The sequence below is a fragment of the Sporosarcina sp. P2 genome, assembly GCF_002743255.1.
In the GTDB taxonomy this organism is placed as follows: Bacteria; Bacillota; Bacilli; order Bacillales_A; family Planococcaceae; genus Sporosarcina.
Genome location: NZ_PDYY01000008.1, coordinates 1 through 16,736, shown reverse-complemented (window position 1 = coordinate 16,736; position 16,736 = coordinate 1). Strand labels below are relative to the sequence as shown.

16 protein-coding genes and 12 tRNA genes are annotated in these 16,736 nt (G+C 43.3%); 5 read left to right on the top strand and 23 right to left on the bottom strand.

Annotated elements, in window-relative coordinates:
- Positions 1–7 precede the first annotated feature (7 nt).
- Entirely contained in the window at positions 8–1,600 is a 1,593-nt protein-coding gene (gene pckA / locus CSV67_RS09605; RefSeq protein ID WP_099631373.1) for a phosphoenolpyruvate carboxykinase (ATP), read from the top strand.
- An 82-nt stretch (positions 1,601–1,682) separates the two neighbouring features.
- On the opposite strand, the gene CSV67_RS09600 is transcribed toward pckA, so the two are convergent.
- From CSV67_RS09600 to CSV67_RS09575, 6 genes are all read right to left on the bottom strand, one after another.
- Positions 1,683–2,474: an alpha/beta hydrolase family protein gene (locus CSV67_RS09600; protein WP_099631372.1), complete on the bottom strand. Its 792-nt coding sequence runs from the start codon at positions 2,472–2,474 to the stop codon at positions 1,683–1,685.
- The gene (locus CSV67_RS09595) at positions 2,458–2,925 is read right to left on the bottom strand and encodes an NUDIX hydrolase (protein ID WP_099631371.1); all 468 of its coding nucleotides are present in this window, start codon (positions 2,923–2,925) and stop codon (positions 2,458–2,460) included. Before CSV67_RS09595 ends, CSV67_RS09600 begins: the two co-directional genes overlap by 17 nt.
- Positions 2,926–2,973: 48 nt before the next feature.
- Positions 2,974–3,288, bottom strand: a complete 315-nt coding sequence (locus tag CSV67_RS09590) for a transposase (protein ID WP_233189588.1) — start codon at positions 3,286–3,288, stop codon at positions 2,974–2,976.
- A gap of 222 nt (positions 3,289–3,510) precedes the next feature.
- Positions 3,511–4,839, bottom strand: coding sequence for an NAD-dependent malic enzyme (locus CSV67_RS09585; protein ID WP_099631369.1), 1,329 nt, complete (start codon positions 4,837–4,839; stop codon positions 3,511–3,513).
- A 103-nt stretch (positions 4,840–4,942) separates the two neighbouring features.
- Positions 4,943–5,122, bottom strand: coding sequence for a putative motility protein (locus tag CSV67_RS09580; protein WP_099631368.1), 180 nt, complete (start codon positions 5,120–5,122; stop codon positions 4,943–4,945).
- Between the two features lie 64 nt (positions 5,123–5,186).
- The gene (locus CSV67_RS09575; RefSeq protein ID WP_099631367.1) at positions 5,187–5,636 is read right to left on the bottom strand and encodes a Dps family protein; all 450 of its coding nucleotides are present in this window, start codon (positions 5,634–5,636) and stop codon (positions 5,187–5,189) included.
- 98 nt (positions 5,637–5,734) lie between these two features.
- Between CSV67_RS09575 and yidD the strand changes: the two genes are divergently transcribed.
- Together yidD and CSV67_RS09565 are read left to right on the top strand one after the other, a co-directional pair.
- A complete protein-coding gene (gene yidD, locus CSV67_RS09570; RefSeq protein ID WP_099631366.1) occupies positions 5,735–5,965 on the top strand; it encodes a membrane protein insertion efficiency factor YidD in 231 nt (76 codons plus the stop codon).
- Between the two features lie 93 nt (positions 5,966–6,058).
- Positions 6,059–7,015 carry a metal ABC transporter solute-binding protein, Zn/Mn family gene (locus CSV67_RS09565; protein ID WP_099631365.1) on the top strand — a complete coding sequence of 319 codons (957 nt, stop codon included), beginning with the start codon at positions 6,059–6,061 and terminating at the stop codon, positions 7,013–7,015.
- A gap of 26 nt (positions 7,016–7,041) precedes the next feature.
- Here CSV67_RS09565 and CSV67_RS09560 read toward each other — a convergent pair whose 3' ends face one another.
- From CSV67_RS09560 to CSV67_RS09540, 5 genes are all read right to left on the bottom strand, one after another.
- Positions 7,042–8,478: an o-succinylbenzoate--CoA ligase gene (locus CSV67_RS09560; protein WP_099631364.1), complete on the bottom strand. Its 1,437-nt coding sequence runs from the start codon at positions 8,476–8,478 to the stop codon at positions 7,042–7,044.
- A 66-nt stretch (positions 8,479–8,544) separates the two neighbouring features.
- Positions 8,545–9,363, bottom strand: coding sequence for a 1,4-dihydroxy-2-naphthoyl-CoA synthase (menB, locus tag CSV67_RS09555; RefSeq protein ID WP_029055123.1), 819 nt, complete (start codon positions 9,361–9,363; stop codon positions 8,545–8,547).
- Positions 9,364–9,383: 20 nt separating this feature from the next.
- Positions 9,384–10,208, bottom strand: coding sequence for a 2-succinyl-6-hydroxy-2,4-cyclohexadiene-1-carboxylate synthase (gene menH / locus CSV67_RS09550; RefSeq protein WP_233192590.1), 825 nt, complete (start codon positions 10,206–10,208; stop codon positions 9,384–9,386).
- A complete protein-coding gene (gene menD / locus CSV67_RS09545) occupies positions 10,198–11,919 on the bottom strand; it encodes a 2-succinyl-5-enolpyruvyl-6-hydroxy-3-cyclohexene-1-carboxylic-acid synthase (RefSeq protein WP_099631363.1) in 1,722 nt (573 codons plus the stop codon). Before menD ends, menH begins: the two co-directional genes overlap by 11 nt.
- Positions 11,912–13,288 carry an isochorismate synthase gene (locus CSV67_RS09540; protein ID WP_099631362.1) on the bottom strand — a complete coding sequence of 459 codons (1,377 nt, stop codon included), beginning with the start codon at positions 13,286–13,288 and terminating at the stop codon, positions 11,912–11,914. The genes menD and CSV67_RS09540 overlap by 8 nt, the downstream gene beginning before the upstream one ends.
- Positions 13,289–13,531: 243 nt before the next feature.
- Between CSV67_RS09540 and CSV67_RS09535 the strand changes: the two genes are divergently transcribed.
- Positions 13,532–14,443 (top strand): 1,4-dihydroxy-2-naphthoate polyprenyltransferase, encoded by a 912-nt coding sequence (locus CSV67_RS09535; RefSeq protein WP_099631361.1) that lies wholly within the window; start codon positions 13,532–13,534, stop codon positions 14,441–14,443.
- Positions 14,444–14,591: 148 nt separating this feature from the next.
- Entirely contained in the window at positions 14,592–15,341 is a 750-nt protein-coding gene (locus tag CSV67_RS09530; RefSeq protein WP_233192589.1) for a TraR/DksA C4-type zinc finger protein, read from the top strand.
- A 247-nt stretch (positions 15,342–15,588) separates the two neighbouring features.
- Here the strand turns inward: CSV67_RS09530 and CSV67_RS09525 are convergent.
- The 12 genes from CSV67_RS09525 to CSV67_RS09470 form a co-directional block, all read right to left on the bottom strand.
- A tRNA-Glu gene (locus CSV67_RS09525) sits at positions 15,589–15,660 on the bottom strand.
- Between the two features lie 7 nt (positions 15,661–15,667).
- Positions 15,668–15,758: transfer RNA gene (locus CSV67_RS09520), tRNA-Ser, on the bottom strand.
- Positions 15,759–15,765: 7 nt separating this feature from the next.
- Positions 15,766–15,840: transfer RNA gene (locus tag CSV67_RS09515), tRNA-Asn, on the bottom strand.
- 1 nt (position 15,841) lies between these two features.
- Positions 15,842–15,918, bottom strand: a tRNA-Ile gene (locus CSV67_RS09510).
- Positions 15,919–15,923: 5 nt separating this feature from the next.
- Positions 15,924–15,997 (bottom strand) — tRNA-Gly (locus tag CSV67_RS09505).
- 5 nt (positions 15,998–16,002) lie between these two features.
- A tRNA-Phe gene (locus tag CSV67_RS09500) sits at positions 16,003–16,078 on the bottom strand.
- A gap of 47 nt (positions 16,079–16,125) precedes the next feature.
- Positions 16,126–16,201, bottom strand: a tRNA-Asp gene (locus CSV67_RS09495).
- A gap of 1 nt (position 16,202) precedes the next feature.
- Positions 16,203–16,277 (bottom strand) — tRNA-Met (locus CSV67_RS09490).
- A gap of 90 nt (positions 16,278–16,367) precedes the next feature.
- Positions 16,368–16,460, bottom strand: a tRNA-Ser gene (locus tag CSV67_RS09485).
- Positions 16,461–16,475: 15 nt separating this feature from the next.
- Positions 16,476–16,552: transfer RNA gene (locus CSV67_RS09480), tRNA-Ile, on the bottom strand.
- A 6-nt stretch (positions 16,553–16,558) separates the two neighbouring features.
- Positions 16,559–16,632: transfer RNA gene (locus tag CSV67_RS09475), tRNA-Met, on the bottom strand.
- A gap of 26 nt (positions 16,633–16,658) precedes the next feature.
- A tRNA-Ala gene (locus CSV67_RS09470) sits at positions 16,659–16,734 on the bottom strand.
- Between the last annotated feature and the right edge of the window lie 2 nt (positions 16,735–16,736).

Below are 16,736 nucleotides of genomic sequence, written 5' to 3'. Positions count from 1 at the left end.
TGTAAACATGATATCTGCAAAAATTGATGATAGTTTAAAAAGTCTTCTTAGTGGAAGCAACGTGACGATCCAAGCGTCTGTGGCAGAACTAACGGAAAAAGCAGTGGCAAGAGGCGAAGCTAAACTTTCTGCTGATGGTGCGATCACTGCTCGTACAGGTAAATACACAGGACGCTCACCTAAGGACAAATTCATCGTTGAAGATGCAGTGTCTAAGGATAAAGTAGATTGGGGTAGCACAAACAGTCCGATTTCAGAGGAGATCTTTGATTCATTATACACAAAAGTCATCGAACATTTGAAGAAAAAAGACGAACTGTTTGTTTTTAAAGGATTTGCAGGAGCAGATAAAGACTCCCAATTGTCTATCCAGGTTATTAATGAATTAGCTTGGCAAAATCAGTTCGTTCACCAACTATTCATCCGTCCAACTGAAGAAGAATTGAAAGCACATGAATCGCAATTCACCATTTTGGCAGCCCCTTCATTTAAAGCGGATCCAAAAGTGGATGGCACAAACTCTGAAACATTCATCATTTTATCGCTTGAAAAGCGAATTGTCTTAATTGGTGGAACAGAGTACGCTGGGGAAATGAAGAAATCTATTTTCTCTGTTATGAACTACTTACTACCCGAGCAAGATATCCTATCCATGCACTGTTCAGCAAACGTTGGAGAAGAAGGCGATGTTGCTTTGTTCTTTGGTCTATCTGGAACAGGTAAAACTACGCTTTCGGCAGATGCTGACCGTAAACTTATTGGTGACGATGAGCACGGCTGGTCTGATAATGGCGTGTTTAACATTGAAGGTGGATGTTACGCAAAATGTATTAACCTTTCTGCTGAAAAAGAACCTGAAATTTTCGGAGCCATTCGTTTCGGTGCTGTTTTAGAAAACGTAGTACTAGATGAAGAAACACGCATTCCTGATTATGATGATAAATCATTAACAGAAAACACACGTGCTGCATATCCAATCGAAAACATTGATAATATCGTGACACCATCTGTTGCTGGTCATCCGAAGAACATCATCTTCCTTACAGCTGATGCTTCTGGCGTATTGCCTCCGATTTCTATTCTTTCAAAAGAACAGGCAATGTATCACTTCTTGAGCGGTTTCACTTCCAAACTTGCTGGAACTGAGCGTGGAATCACTGCTCCTGAACCAACATTCTCTACTTGCTTCGGTTCACCGTTCCTTCCACTCCCTGCAGCAACCTATGCAGAGATGCTTGGAAAGAAAATAGATGAGCATGGTTCAAAAGTATTCCTCGTGAATACAGGATGGACTGGCGGAATCTATGGTGTAGGTTCACGTATGAACTTAGGCTATACACGTACGATGGTACGCGCTGCAATCGCAGGTAAGTTGGATAATATAGAAACAAAGAAGAACGAAATCTTTGGATTAAATATGCCCCTTGAAATCGAAGGTGTGCCAAGCGACGTTCTACACCCTCGTGATGCTTGGGAAGATCCACAAGAATACGATAAAGAAGCAAACCGTTTGGCTGATGCTTTCCGTGAGAACTTCAAGAAGTTTTCTCATGTTTCCGAAGACATCGCAATCAAAGGCGGACCACCTGTCATTAAATAATGTCATACGAAAGAGGCTGACCAATCTGGTCAGCCTCTTTTTGCGTCTTTATTGTAATCACATAAAAGCTAGCAAATGTTCATCATTGCCGCTTCATCCAATTTACTGCTTCTTTCACAAGCTGTCGATTCATTTCAGGAGGAATATAATGCTTATAGCCTTCCAAGTACCAAGTTTCAAACTCTTTATCCGCATCACGTAATGCATTCTCCAACAATATTGCCTGTTGGAAAGACACATTCGTGTCAAGAGTCCCGTGGATAATCAGCGTCGGAATATCGATATTCTCTATCTGGAATAGTGCCGACCTTTCACGATACGCATCCGGTTGATTATTCGGCGTGCCACCGATGACACGTTTCATCATACGCCGCATATCCTGTCGCTCTTTGTACGTAAAGACCACGTCTGAGACTCCAGCCCATGTCACCATAGAAGTTAAATCATCGCGCATTATAGCTGTCCATAATGCCATGATACCGCCTCTGGAAAAAGAAAATAGATGAATGCGATCTGAATTGACTGCACTTTGCTGTTTAAGTACTTCCACTCCCGTCACTGCATCATTGCGATCCTCTCCAGCAAATTCATCCTTTCCTTCACCGCCCCGATTGCCACGATAATAAGGAGCGAATACTACCAGTCCATGCGATGCGAATTGTGCGATACGCGCTGGTCTAACCATCCCTACATGTTGGATGCCGCCGCGTAGATAAAGCAATCCATCATAGCGTCCTTTTGCTTTTGGTGTTGCCAAAAGTCCTTTTACAAGCAAGTTGTCAGAACTATACGTGATTTCTTCCAATCTAACATGGGGGTTTGGGGAGGGATAGTCTTTCCTCCGTATGATTTTACCATCAGATTGTTCTATCATTCGCTTCCACCCACTTCCTAAGTTCACCCATTCCGCGGTCTTTCATGTGAAAGCTGAGTTCAGTACAAGCATCTAGTTCAGCGTCTGTCATCCATACTGCGCCTTCTGTTTCCATTAACGTAAAGTCTTTTTCTACATATGTTATATCTCCTGTGAAAACGGCCTTGCAAAAAGGTGGTTCAGTAAAGACAACATACTCTGCAAATGAATGAATATTTTCTATAGTGACTCCTGTTTCTTCCATCGTTTCACGAATAGCCGCTTGTTCAATTGTCTCTCCTGATTCCGCTTTTCCACCGGGAAACTCAATTCCACGTATTTTATGTTTGGTCAATAACCAACGATTGTCGTCCTTAATCATTATGAGCACATGGCGGGATTCAATATGATGTGGATTAGGTCCAAAAGTCAATTCAACATGGGCTCCTTGTAAATCTTCAAATTTCAGCAATATGAATCACGTCCTTTCCCTTAGTGTAGCGGAAAGGTAAGCGAGGAATCAACGAAATAGCGGTAGCTTCTCGATAAAACGTTTAGACTCATCATCGGTAAATTCATGAATCAAAGCAAAGACCTTTTTCAATCGTACATCCAATTTATCATTGTCTTTATCATAGTGATATTGCGCATACGGTACATGTGAGCGTAGAAAGTTTTGGAATTCCAGTTGTTCCATTTGGGAAAATAGTTTTTCAAATATAGGATATACTTCTCTTGTTACTTCTACTTTGTATTCCCAGGTCGAAGAGTGAGGATCTGTGAGTACTAATTTGTTATTAAGTGATATATACATCGGGTATTTTTCTTCTATCATAATCATCCTACTTTCTTTTTTTACGTAGGATGCCTCATAAAGAAAAAAATATTCTGCAACAAAGAGGCTGGGACAAAACTTAAAAAAACAGTCCGTTCCCCTACGCTACACTCTTGATTACTAACGAATTAAACTTTATAAATACGTTTCAGTGAATTAAAAAAGGTATGAAAGTGTCTTCTCCTTCATACCTTTTGAAGTTGTGTCCCAGCTTCCTTAAAATTAAATTCCTTGATCTTGTTCTTCATACACTACTTTTTCAACTGCCAACGCCACGTTAATGTGTACGTTTGGATCTAATGGATGCGGGACTAAATCGTCACGCTTAGTGCTATCGACAATGGCCAAAGCTGCAGCGATCAGCATGGGATACGTAATGGCTTTCGCATTTGCATTTAATGCGCCACGAAAGATGCCCGGAAAGCCTAGGACGTTATTGACTAGACGACCATCCGCCGCATAGGCTGCGCCTGCTTCCAAAGCGATTTCCGGAGTGATTTCTGCGTTGGGGTTAGATAAAGCCAAAATGATTTGACCTTTACGAATCATTTCTGGCTTGATGAGATTAGCAACACCAGTTGTCGCAATGACTACATCGCATGTCTCCATGATTTCTTCCATTGTTTCAACGACGGTCCCACCGTGCTTCGCTAACATCTCTTTCGCATGGGGATTAGGATCGGTTCCTTTCATTTCCGCTACACCATACGCCATAAACATACGACTGATTGCTAAGCCTGCTGCGCCTAAACCAATTTGTCCAACTGAAGCATTAGCCAAATCCACTTCAACATGCTTGCATGCTGTGAGCGCTGCTGCCAATGCTACGACTGCTGTACCGTGCTGATCATCATGCATAACAGGGATCGGTAATTCTTTTTTCAAACGCTCTTCGATTTCAAAGCAATGCGGGGACCCGATATCTTCTAGTAAAATTGCACCAAATCCTTGATGGATATGTTTGATCGTTTCTACGACTTCATCGGGATTGCTCGTATCAAGTAAAATGGGAATCCCACTAATACCGACGAATTGATCAAACAAGACAGCTTTTCCTTCCATAACAGGCATACCCGCTACAGGACCAATATCTCCAAGCCCTAAAATAGCCGTACCATCCGTCACGATTGCCACTGTATTAGGAATACCTGTGAAATAATTTGCCTGTTCCGGGTCTTCTTGGATCGTTTTGCAAACACTTGCCACACCCGGTGTATACACTCTCCGTAAATCCGCCAGAGAACGGATTTCATGAGTGGCTTTCATATGAATTTTTCCGCCTTCATGCATTTGCAATACATCATCTGTAATCGCTTGAACTTTAATACCTTGTTTCAAGTTTTCAATCGCCACCACGATTTCAGCCAAATGCGCTTGATCATTACATTGCAACGCGATTTCTCTAATCGTAGAAAGCGTTCCTACTTTAATCGTCTGGATGTCACCAATATCTCCATTTAATTGACCAATTGCCATAGTTACCATGCCAAGATTCCCCGGTTTAGAAGGTGTTTCGATAATTAAATTACGCAAATACTGTCCTTGAGCCATCTTCAATATACCCCCTACTATGTTTTAGTATATTTTACAGTATTTCTACCTACTTCCATAAAAAAACACACATCTCTACTTATTCAAGATGTGTGCACTTCATTCAAGCCTTAATATCAATTGAAACGCCCTTTGTTGGATGCGCTACAGATTGGTTTTCAAGGCCGTTCAGCATATCATTCATAGCAGAAGTCTCCATTGAAAGAGCCTTGTTCATAACGCTCATTTGAACGGTTGATTGCAAGCTTCTCAACTGGCTGGACATAATTGAATGGATATCCATATCGTTCAACTCCTTCCTGGTATTCACTTCCTACTATCGGTTGCTATTTTGTTAATTGAAGGTTTTACTCGTTTGTTTCACCGAGAAATGCGTTTAACATCCACTGATGCTTCTCCACGCTCTGATAAACTGCATTTAACATATCTTCTGTCATATCATCTGAATCCTTCGATGCAAGTTCCATACCCTTTTTCAATGATTTCATTACTTTGTCAAAATCATCTACTAACGTTTGCACCATTTCATTCGCTTTTTCTGTGCCTTTTGCTTCGTCGATCACAGATTCGGATAAATGCTGCGATAATGTTGCAGTTGGTTCACCGCCCAAAGTCAGTACGCGTTCCGCAATTTCGTCCATATGCACTGTTGCTTCATTATATAATTCCTCAAATTTGGCGTGTAATGTGAAGAATTGATTTCCTTTTACATACCAGTGGTAGTTATGAAGTTTCGCATACAACACCGACCACGTAGATACTTGTTTGTTTAATTCCTGAATTAGTTCCTTAGACATAAAAAAAACACTCCTCTAATCGTTTTATGCTTCTCTCTTTTCATTTACCACTTATATAGGTAAACTAAACCTTATTACGTCAGAAGGTGATGGATATAGTGAAGAAAGCATTTATACAACTGATCCGGTTCTACCAGAAGTTTATTTCCCCCTTATCACCGCCCTCTTGCCGATTTCATCCCACTTGTTCACATTACGGAGTGGAAGCAATTGAGACACATGGTGCGCTAAAAGGTAGTTGGCTTGCGGTAATGCGGATTTTAAAATGTCATCCATTTCATAAAGGCGGATTTGATCCGGTACCTCCAAAAAAATCAGATACTAAATAATCCGTACTAGGTTGCAAACATACATCATATCTTGTATGATGAGAAAACAATCTAAATAGTAATCATTCCGATTACGTCACGGAGGCTTTTTGAATGAAAAATCGTATACTACTGCTGGCAGCCGCTTTGCTGCTAGTATTAAGTGGTTGTAACAATAGTACAACTACTGAACCGGATGATACGTCATCCGAACAATTACTCATTTACACTACTGTTTACCCATTACAATACTTCACTGAGCGGATTGGTGGAGAGTATGTTGACGTGAGATCCATCTATCCGCCTGGAACAGATGAGCACGTGTTTGAACCTACGCAGAAAGATATGATGACCTTAGCAAAAGGGGATTTATTCTTCTATGTTGGGCTTGGACTTGAGGGTTTTGTGCAAAAAACAGAAAAAACATTGCAGAATGAAGAGGTTCGATTTGTTCCAATCGCTGATTATATTGATTTCGAGGAGTTGGAAGAGGGACATTCCCATGAACACGGAGAAGATGCGCATGATGAGCACGGACATGAAGACACGGTGGATCCACACGTTTGGATATCTCCTTATCTCAGCACGAAGCTCGCGGAAAAAATTACGCAAGAGTTATCTGATGAATTGCCTGAACATGCAGAATCATTCAAGAAGAATTTTGATGTTTTATATGATGAACTAGAAGAATTGGATCGTGAATTTAAAACAATGGCAGATGCAGCGCCAAACAAAACTTTCTTCGTATCTCATGCAGCATTTGGCTACTTAGCAGACGCTTATAGGTTACAGCAACTTGCTGTATCTGGTCTTGATTCTCAGAATGAACCTTCACAAAAAGAACTAGCTTCACTTGTAAAAGATGCAAAAGAACAAGACATCCAGTATATTTTATTTGAACAAAACGTCAGCTCGAAATTAGCTGAAGTCATCAAAAAAGAACTGAATGCCGAAGCTCTTACTCTGCATAATTTGAGTGTCCTTACTGAAGAAGATATTCAGAAGGAAGAAACGTACTTTACTCTCATGGAACAGAATCTGAACGTACTAAAAAAAGCATTAGGTGACTAACAGTGGATGCATACTCCACTGTTTTTTTATAACCATTTTTTCAATTCGAACCGCATTAGTTTATTCGATGCATTACGCGGCAGTCGCTCCACAAAGCGAAATTCTTTCGGTAATTTATAACGCGCTAGACGCTGGGAACAGAATTCTACTAGTTCTTCCGTGTCAGCTGAGCCAACGAGAAATGCGACGGGTACTTGCCCCCACTGCGGATCTTCTTTACCACATACGCCAGCTTCTCTTATAGCAGGATGTGCTAGCAACACATTTTCAATTTCAGCAGGGTACACATTCTCCCCACCTGAAATAATTAAATCAGCACGCCGATCCACAATGAATAAATAGCCTTCCTCATCAAGATAGCCAGCATCCCCTGTAGCAAGCCAACCGTCTTCGGTCAGCGGACTGCGTGTACTTTGACTTCCGATGTAACCCGGCGTCACGTGAGGGCCTTTTATGAGCACTTCTCCTACTTCACCTGGTTGAACGGTATCTTTAATTGCAACTTGATTAAAAAATAACGGTTTACCCGCTGAACCTACCTTTCGCGTTGCATCTGCTTTTCCAAGTGTCGTCGTTTGCGAACAGGTTTCAGTCATACCATATGTCTGAAGTATCGGTAGTCCACATGCAGTCGCGCGCTCCAAATAATCCAGTGGCACCGGTCCGCCACCAACAAGCATAGTACGAAATTGAGGATGCGCTTTGTTATGATCCGCTTCCATCACACGGACAATTTGATCCAACGTCAAGGCAACGACCGAAATGGCTGTTACATTTCCCGCAACAATGTGTGCAGCAGCTTCTTTTGCATCAAATTTTTCGTACAAGCGCATTTCCATTCCGTAGATAACTGCGCGAATGACAATCGAAAGTCCACTGATGTGGAATAAAGGCATCATGCACAGCCAGGAATCGTTATCGGTCAACCCAAGATTCAGCGCAGAAGCAAGTGCGCTCGACGTATGATTGCCTGCTGTCTGACGAACTCCTTTAGGCACACCTGTAGTGCCTGAAGTATACATAATCGATAGCGTCTGATCTTCAGTCCACTGTTCTAGCATGACGAACTCTTTTCGTTCGGACTTTCGAACTGCTGAATAAGATAAGCTCTCGATATCATCTACATTCGGATGGATCTGTATTTGATCATCAACAAGTACAAGTTTTGCTTCGGAATCGCGGACTTGCCAGTGTAATTCTTGTTCTGTCAGCCGATTGTTCAGACAGACTACCTCCACACTTAATAACCAGCATGCATGGACGAAGAGTACCGTTTGTTCATTGGAGTGGCTTAGCAACGCCACTCTACTCTCTGACTGAACACCGAGATGATGAAGTTGTTGTGCGATTTCAAGGGATTGCTCATATAGTTCTCGATAAGACCAGTGTACACGTTCGGTAACTAAAGCGGATGCGTCGGGTGTCAATTTGGCCCGTTGCGCAAGCCAATTTGGGATCATCATAGCTATCTCCTCCAATTGGAATTAACATAATGAAAAAGCTGCCCAAGATAGGCAGCTTTCATTTATTTAAGGGAAACGTGGGAATTGATCGAAGTCTGGTTTACGCTTTTCTTTAAACGCATCGCGTCCTTCTTTCGCTTCATCCGTTGTGTAATAAAGCAATGTAGCGTCTCCAGCTAATTGCTGAAGTCCAGCCAAGCCGTCTGTATCTGCATTCATTGCCGCTTTCAAGAAGCGAAGTGCGGTCGGACTTTTACCTAGCATTTCTTCACACCATTGAACGGTTTCGTCTTCTAGCTGTTCATAAGGAACCACTGTGTTGACTAAGCCCATATCGAGTGCCTCTTGCGCGTCATATTGACGGCATAGGTACCAGATTTCACGTGCTTTTTTGTGACCAACAATGCGTGCAAGATATCCTGAACCGTATCCCGCGTCGAACGAGCCGACAGTAGGTCCTGTTTGTCCGAAACGTGCATTATCTGCAGCAATCGTCAAGTCACATACTACATGTAACACGTGACCGCCACCGATTGCGTATCCCGCTACCATTGCGACAACTGGCTTTGGAATAACGCGAATTAAGCGTTGAAGATCTAAAACGTTCAAGCGTGGAATTTCGTCGTCTCCAACATATCCGCCGTGACCACGAACCGATTGATCGCCTCCTGAACAGAAAGCTTTCTCTCCTTCACCAGTTAACACGATAACTCCAATTCGTTGATCATCTCTTGCACGTGAAAATGCATCGATCAATTCCATTACTGTTTTCGGACGGAATGCATTGCGCACTTCCGGACGATTAATCGTGATTTTTGCGATACCATTGTACATTTCGTACTTGATATCATCATATGTACGAAGCGTTTCCCATTGACGGGTCATAATAAATTCCTCCTCGAGTTTTACACTGTTTTCAGAAAGCTCTTTATCATTGTAGCAAATTCTTGTGGTTTTTCCACGTGAATTGCATGCCCTGCATCTTTTATCGTTTCATGCCGGGCATTTGGCAGCCTTTTCAACATTTCCTGCGCTATCGTTTCGAATTTCTCGTCTTCACTACCGGTAATCAATAATACAGGTAATGAAAGTTGCTCAAGCGTCTGCCAGTATGATGGCTGACTGCCCGTTCCAATCCCCCGTAAACTGTTTGCTAGACCGGTTGGCCGTTGATCAAGGCGTTCATTGCGCACTGCTTGTTGTTGTGATTCAGACAGTTTCTTTTGCGAGTGAAACAACGGAATCTCTTGCCAGAAGTCGACGAATTCTATCATTCCTTGTTGTTCTATCCTATCCGCAAGCTTGGAATCAGCTGTACGTCGTGCGATTTGTTGTTCAGTTGTACATAGACCTGGCGAACTGCTTTCAAGTATAAGACCCGTTACTTTTTCTGGATACGTTGCAGTATAGCCTAGCGCAACACGCCCACCCATCGAATACCCAAGCAAGATCGGCTGCTCAATTTCAAGCTTCTGCAAGACTTCATATAAATCTTTTATCTGCTCTACCATTTTGTAGCGAGTAATCGTTTCAGGCGCTTCTGTTTTACCATGACCGATTAAATCGACTGCCACGATATGATAATCCGCCGCAAGTACTTCAATGGTTTGCTGCCAAGTGGCTGTCGAGCCTGTGAAACCATGCAACATGACGATTGTCGGCAACCGTTTATTACCGTATCGTGCAACATGCGTATCTATACCTCTAATCGTCAATAGGTCAGTCGTCAATGCGTTCCACCCTCTTCGCAATTTCCCGCCACACAGAGCGGTGAGCTTCCACATTGTCTTCACGTACTGTTGTCACTTCAATAATTCGGAGATTAGTCATTTTATCTGTTTGCATTGCTTGTTCAAATGCTTGTATCGTATCTACCGCATCAAATTGCGCTTCATACATCGCTGCGATATGTTGGAACGTTAAATTTGTTGGGGTCCCGAATAATTGCTCATAATGGTGTTCAATAGACGCTTGCGGTAAATAGGAAAATATCCCACCACCGTTGTTATTAATTAGTACAATTGTCAAATCGGTTTGCTGTAAACGGGAAATTATCAATCCGTTGATATCATGTAAAAACGCTAAATCCCCAATCAATAAGTACGTCTTTCGTTGACGACCTTCCTGAATACCAAGGGCAGTCGAGACTACGCCGTCAATTCCATTCGTCCCTCTATTGCAAAACAATGAAATATCGCGTTTCGTCTTTTGAAAATGAGTATCTAAGTCACGAATCGGCATACTGCTGCTACAGACTACATCTGAGCCATCTGGTAAATTGGCGATGAATTGACGAACGAAGTGACCTTCGTCTTGTTTGAAATGTTGATCTTCATTCAGTACATCTGCGGAAATTCGATTGGCTTCAGACCACTGTTCCGTATACTCTGTTCGCTCGTTTCGTACATGTACTTGCTGCCAAATGCTCTCTGCACTCACTTGCAAATGATGCGTAGTTAGACCAATCGGATCACGATAATTTGGTGATTCATCGATCACAATATAGGTTTCTGGACACGTCTTCTTCAAAAATAACAGCAATGGTTTAGAGATGGGTTGCGGACCGAAGCGTATGACGCAATCAGGTCGCACCTTTTCGGTAAACACTTCACTTTTCAGCAAGGCATCGTACTGATCAATACAAAGATCGTCACAATCTGCAGGTACTTGTGAGCGCAGATTAGACAGTGGATCGCAAAGTATGGGCCACTGAAGTGCTTTAGCAAACTGCCAGAAACGTTCTTTATCTAAAGTAGTCGTTTGCTCTCCGATAACGAGTATGCCTTTTTTCGATTGCGTAATGGCCGTTTCGAGTACAGTTTTCATTTCGTCCGTAACAGACAATTCCCCCACCAACTGTCGCTGGAATCGACTGACTTGCGCAGTTGCTTGTAAATCAATCAGTAATGGCTCCCGAAACGGGACATTTAAGTGCACTGGTCCTTGTGGTGCAGTTTTCGCAACGGAAAGAAGTCTAACAGCACGTTGTTCCATGTATCGTAAAATGTCTTCCCGATTTTCTGGCACAGGGAAATCGACGCTATCTTTGACGTGCTCCCCAAACATGCGAATTTGATCAATCGCCTGTGGAGCGCCGACTTCACGTAATTCATGCGGACGGTCCGCTGTGATGACGATTAACGGCAATCTTGCATAAAAAGCTTCTGTAACTGCAGGATGATAGTTCGATGCTGCTGTTCCTGATGTACATAGTAAAACAACCGGTTGCCCAGTCGCTTTCACTAATCCAAGCGCATAAAAAGCCGCCGAACGCTCATCGGTATGCACATAGGTTTGCATATCCTCAGAGTTCGTTAGCGCATACGCAAGTGGTGTCGATCTGGAGCCTGGACTAATGACTGCCTTTTTCGCGCCTTGGCGTATTAGAGCATCCGTTAAGCGGAGCACATAACTCGTTAATCCTATTTCGTGATCATTCATGTAAACGGCCTCCGAGCGCGCGTAGCACGGGACGGAATTTAACCCATGTTTCCTCGTATTCTTCCGTTGCTGTAGAATCGGCTACAATTCCCCCACCAGCATACAAATATGCATCATTGCCAGTTAGCAGTCCAGAACGGATCGCCACCGCAAACTCTCCATTACCTGCAGAATCCACCCAGCCAATCGGGCCGGCATAGTAGCCTCGGTCCATTTGCTCTTCTTCGCGAATGATTTCGAGCGCTTTCTGACGTGGAACTCCACCTAAAGCGGGCGTTGGATGAAGCGCTTCTACTAGGTGGAAAATATCCATGTTCTCCGCAAGTTCTCCTTCAACCGGTGTGAATAAATGCTGAATATCTCGCACTTTCAAAAGCTTTGGTGTTTTGTTTATTCGCAATGATGTGCAAAATTCCGAAAAGACTTGTGTAATCATATCGACTACGTACTGATGCTCTTCACGATTCTTCTTATCACGTAATAGCACTTCGCCAAGTCGCTGATCCTCTTGAGATGTTTTTCCACGCTCAATAGAACCTGCTACACATGCCGAGTACACATGTCCCCTATAAATTTCAACCAATCTCTCTGGCGTTGCACCGAAGAACATTTCATTCCCAATTTGAAGTCCAAAGTGATAACTAGCAGACTGTTCATTCGAAATCGTATGCAGCGCAGCAGCTTTTTGGAATTCTTCTTCGAACGTTAATTTAATTTTACGTGCAATGACTACTTTCTCTGCCTCTTGCGCTTTAATATGCGATGTCACGTGCTCAACAGCATCCATATAGCGGTCCGTAGCCAATTCTGTCTGTTTGATCACGCTCGGATGACCTTGGAACGTGAATTCGTCAACCTGTGCAATATGGATCAAGCGATCACGTTCTTGACGCAATGCTTCAAAGTCTGCCGCCGTTTGTGGTTCATCCGTAATATAATTAATCGATACATACGTTTTACCTCTTTCAATTTTCAGTTGGAATAAAGGCACAGTAAAATAAGCGGCTGGAAAAGCGCTCCACTCGTCATCCTGTCGTGTGTGGGGATCAAAAGAAAACCCTCCAAATAACACCGGATCAACATCTTTTTCTTCCTTAATCAAACCTCCACACAATGTTGCCCATTGTGAAGATATCGACTGAAAACGATCTTTCTCCGCTGTTAGAACTGCAGTCTGACCCAAACCGACAAGTTTTACTGTCTTGTCTGCATTTTGCCAGAAGAAACGATGCTCACCATAATGTGATAGGCCTGCTTCAAAAAAAGCAAGCGGACTTAGCGTTTCTACTTCCAATGTTTCCGTAAAAAAACGAGATTCAGCGCCTGTTGCCGGAACCGTCTTCTCTCGATCGGTCAATTTCCGAATCATCCCACTCTCTCCTTCTCATCATGCAATATGTTTTTCGACAATTTACGCTCAGATATCATTTCACTGAACGATAAGTACCTCTATTCTAGCACATTGGGCGCTGTACTTAATATATAATGTCTCGCTGTCGCCGTATAGAAGAGCATTCGACAATTATCTTTTGTAGTCATCACTTCTTACCTAACTGCTTGTTTTTGTTGTATACTAGCAGATGATGATTACATACATAAGGAGAGATTACCCGTGCAACACACAATAGAAACCGACACTGGCTGGCGGGTTTGGTGGCAACTGACGCGGCCACACACGTTGACTGCTGCTTTTGCACCTGTTTTTTTAGGGACCATGATTGCGCTGCAATACGGTCCACTTCATTTCCTACTATTTTTAGCAATGCTTGTAGCCAGTTTGTTTTTACAGATGGCTACCAATATGTTCAATGAATACTATGATTTTAAAAGAGGACTCGACGATGAACACTCGATCGGTATTGGCGGGACGATCGTCCGGAACGGCGTAAAACCTAAAATCGTGTTAAATTTAGCACTTATTTTGTATGGCTTATCGGTTGTTCTTGGTATTTACATTTGCATGGAAACTTCCTGGTGGCTAGCTGCCGTAGGTTCCGTTGCTATGCTGATTGGTTATTTGTATACGGGCGGACCTTACCCTATTGCATATACTCCATTCGGTGAGCTCGTTTCTGGTTTCATTATGGGCATGTTATTAATTTTGATTGCATTCTATATTCAAACTGGAACTGTTACTGGCAATGCAATATTGCTATCTGTGCCAAGCATGCTTTTAGTCGGTGCCATTATGTTAGCCAATAACATTCGGGATATTGTACAGGATACTAAGGGCGGCAGAAAAACCATGGCGATTCTTATAGGCCGAAATAATGCTATAACGGTATTGGCAATGTTTTTCATCGTGTCATATGGTTGGATTATTGCACTCGTCGTGACAGGCCATGTGTCTGCATGGTCCTTACTCGTCCTACTAAGTATTCCCAAACCATTACATGCTACGAAAACCTTCCGCAAGTATGAACAACCCATTCAAGTCATGCCAGCTATGAAAGATACAGGCGTTACCAATACGCTGTTCGGCCTACTTCTCGGTATCGGCATTCTCATCGCTCACTTCATCTGAATAAACTGTATCCACAACGTCCACACTTAAAAAAGGTGGACGTTTTTTGTTGTAAAGGTTTACTTCAGCTTGTAAAAAGGGAAAGACTGAAATAAGACAGCTTTCTCAGACTTCATTATTCAACTCGGAAAGCCACATAGAAAGGGTCGTGACTATATTGTTAACAACTAAACAAATTCAACAACTGGAAAAAGAATTACGAGCTATGGAAGAACGTTTGACTGAAACCGAAAACGAGACGGAAATTGTAAAAAATGCACAAGAAGATGTAGGCGAATTATCCATGTACGATAATCACCCCGCTGACATGGGAACGGAATTATATGAGCGCGAAAAGGACATGGCACTCCACACACACGCAGAAGGCGAACTAGAGAAAGTTCAGAACGCGCTACAAGCTATCAAGGAGGGCACGTATGGCATTTGTGAGGTCTGTGGCAAGGAAATACAATTGGAGCGCCTAGAAGCAGTCCCTTACACTACTGTATGTATTGATGACGCGAGAAAAGATGTTCCGACCGATCGTCCGGTTGAGGAAGATCTATTAATCATGGCAGATCCTAATTCATTTGCGGCACGAAGAGATGGAGACGCAATTGATTACGAAGATAGCTTTCAAGAAATTGCGCAATCCGGAACATCTGAAACACCTTCAGACTTCTCAGGTAATAAAAATCGTGACTACGGGGATCTGTACGATGAAGAAAATGAAGACAGCGTAGAAGCATATGAAGAGTTTGCCGTGTCCGATATTACAGGTGAACCTGCTGGCTTTGTACGAAATGAAGAAGTAATAGAGTATGAAGAGGAGTTGGATGAAGAAGGTATCGAATCACCTTTAGGTGACATTCCTTATCATGAACGTGATAGCTACATTGATGCGCAGAAAGATAAGTAATTCAAAAATGAGTAAGTCCTACAAGCGCTTCTTGTAGGACTTACTCATTTTGCACGCGCTTTCGTTCCATAAGTTCACTAGAATTTAGATAGTATCGATTGCCAGGTGGAGATAAATAGCATCCCATAGATTGACGACACAACTCTACACTATTGCCCCCTATATTACTCTCAGCGGCCTTCTATATAACTTATGTTGGAAAATAGAAAAAAGGTATTGCACAATTGTGCAATACCCTTTTTATGTATGACCCCTACGGGATTCGAACCCGTGATACCGCCGTGAAAGGGCGGTGTCTTAACCGCTTGACCAAGGGGCCAAAATTATGGCGGAGAAGGAGGGATTCGAACCCTCGCACCGCTTTCGCGATCTACACCCTTAGCAGGGGCGCCTCTTGAGCCACTTGAGTACTTCCCCATAAAAATGGCTCCGCAGGTAAGACTCGAACTTACGACCGATCGGTTAACAGCCGATTGCTCTACCACTGAGCTACTGCGGAATGGTGGGCCTAAGTGGACTCGAACCACCGACCTCACGCTTATCAGGCGTGCGCTCTAACCAGCTGAGCTATAGGCCCCTAATTGGAGCGGGTAGGGAGAATCGAACTCCCATCATCAGCTTGGAAGGCTGAGGTTTTACCACTAAACTATACCCGCATGTATGGTGGCTCAGGACGGAATCGAACCGCCGACACAAGGATTTTCAGTCCTTTGCTCTACCAACTGAGCTACTGAGCCACATTTGTTATTTCCAGAAAGACGCTTTTTGAAGCGTATGTATAAAATGGCGGTCCCGACGGGAATCGAACCCGCGATCTCCTGCGTGACAGGCAGGCATGTTAACCGCTACACCACGGGACCTTGGTTGCGGGGACAGGATTTGAACCTGCGACCTTTGGGTTATGAGCCCAACGAGCTACCACTGCTCCACCCCGCGATAATACAAATGTTTCTTTAATGAATATTTAACGCCTTTATTATCTTAACATAACTTCTTAATAAAGTAAAGCTTATGTTAAGGAAAATATGGCGGAGGAAGAGGGATTCGAACCCCCGCGGGCTTTAACACCCCTGTCGGTTTTCAAGACCGATCCCTTCAGCCGGGCTTGGGTATTCCTCCGTAAAATAAATAATCTGGTGGACCTTGCAGGACTCGAACCTGCGACCGGACGGTTATGAGCCGTCTGCTCTAACCAACTGAGCTAAAGGTCCTTAGGATAGCGGCGGAGGGATTTGAACCCCCGACCCTACGGGTATGAACCGTATGCTCTAGCCAACTGAGCTACGCCGCTGCAATTAGTCAGTCACGTACATTTATTGGTGGAGCCTAACGGGATCGAACCGTTGACCTCCTGCGTGCAAGGCAGGCGCTCTCCCAGCTGAGCTAAGGCCCCAA

Bases quoted from the DNA above. Each gene is read 5' to 3' on its own strand.
- pckA (WP_099631373.1), top strand. From the start codon at position 8: ATGATATCTGCAAAAATTGATGATAGTTTAAAAAGTCTTCTTAGTGGA.
- CSV67_RS09600 (WP_099631372.1), bottom strand. From the start codon at position 2,474: ATGATAGAACAATCTGATGGTAAAATCATACGGAGGAAAGACTATCCC.
- CSV67_RS09590 (WP_233189588.1), bottom strand. From the start codon at position 3,288: ATGATAGAAGAAAAATACCCGATGTATATATCACTTAATAACAAATTA.
- CSV67_RS09585 (WP_099631369.1), bottom strand. From the start codon at position 4,839: ATGGCTCAAGGACAGTATTTGCGTAATTTAATTATCGAAACACCTTCT.
- CSV67_RS09580 (WP_099631368.1), bottom strand. From the start codon at position 5,122: ATGGATATCCATTCAATTATGTCCAGCCAGTTGAGAAGCTTGCAATCA.
- CSV67_RS09575 (WP_099631367.1), bottom strand. From the start codon at position 5,636: ATGTCTAAGGAACTAATTCAGGAATTAAACAAACAAGTATCTACGTGG.
- CSV67_RS09565 (WP_099631365.1), top strand. From the start codon at position 6,059: ATGAAAAATCGTATACTACTGCTGGCAGCCGCTTTGCTGCTAGTATTA.
- CSV67_RS09560 (WP_099631364.1), bottom strand. From the start codon at position 8,478: ATGATGATCCCAAATTGGCTTGCGCAACGGGCCAAATTGACACCCGAC.
- menB (WP_029055123.1), bottom strand. From the start codon at position 9,363: ATGACCCGTCAATGGGAAACGCTTCGTACATATGATGATATCAAGTAC.
- menD (WP_099631363.1), bottom strand. From the start codon at position 11,919: ATGAATGATCACGAAATAGGATTAACGAGTTATGTGCTCCGCTTAACG.
- CSV67_RS09540 (WP_099631362.1), bottom strand. From the start codon at position 13,288: ATGATTCGGAAATTGACCGATCGAGAGAAGACGGTTCCGGCAACAGGC.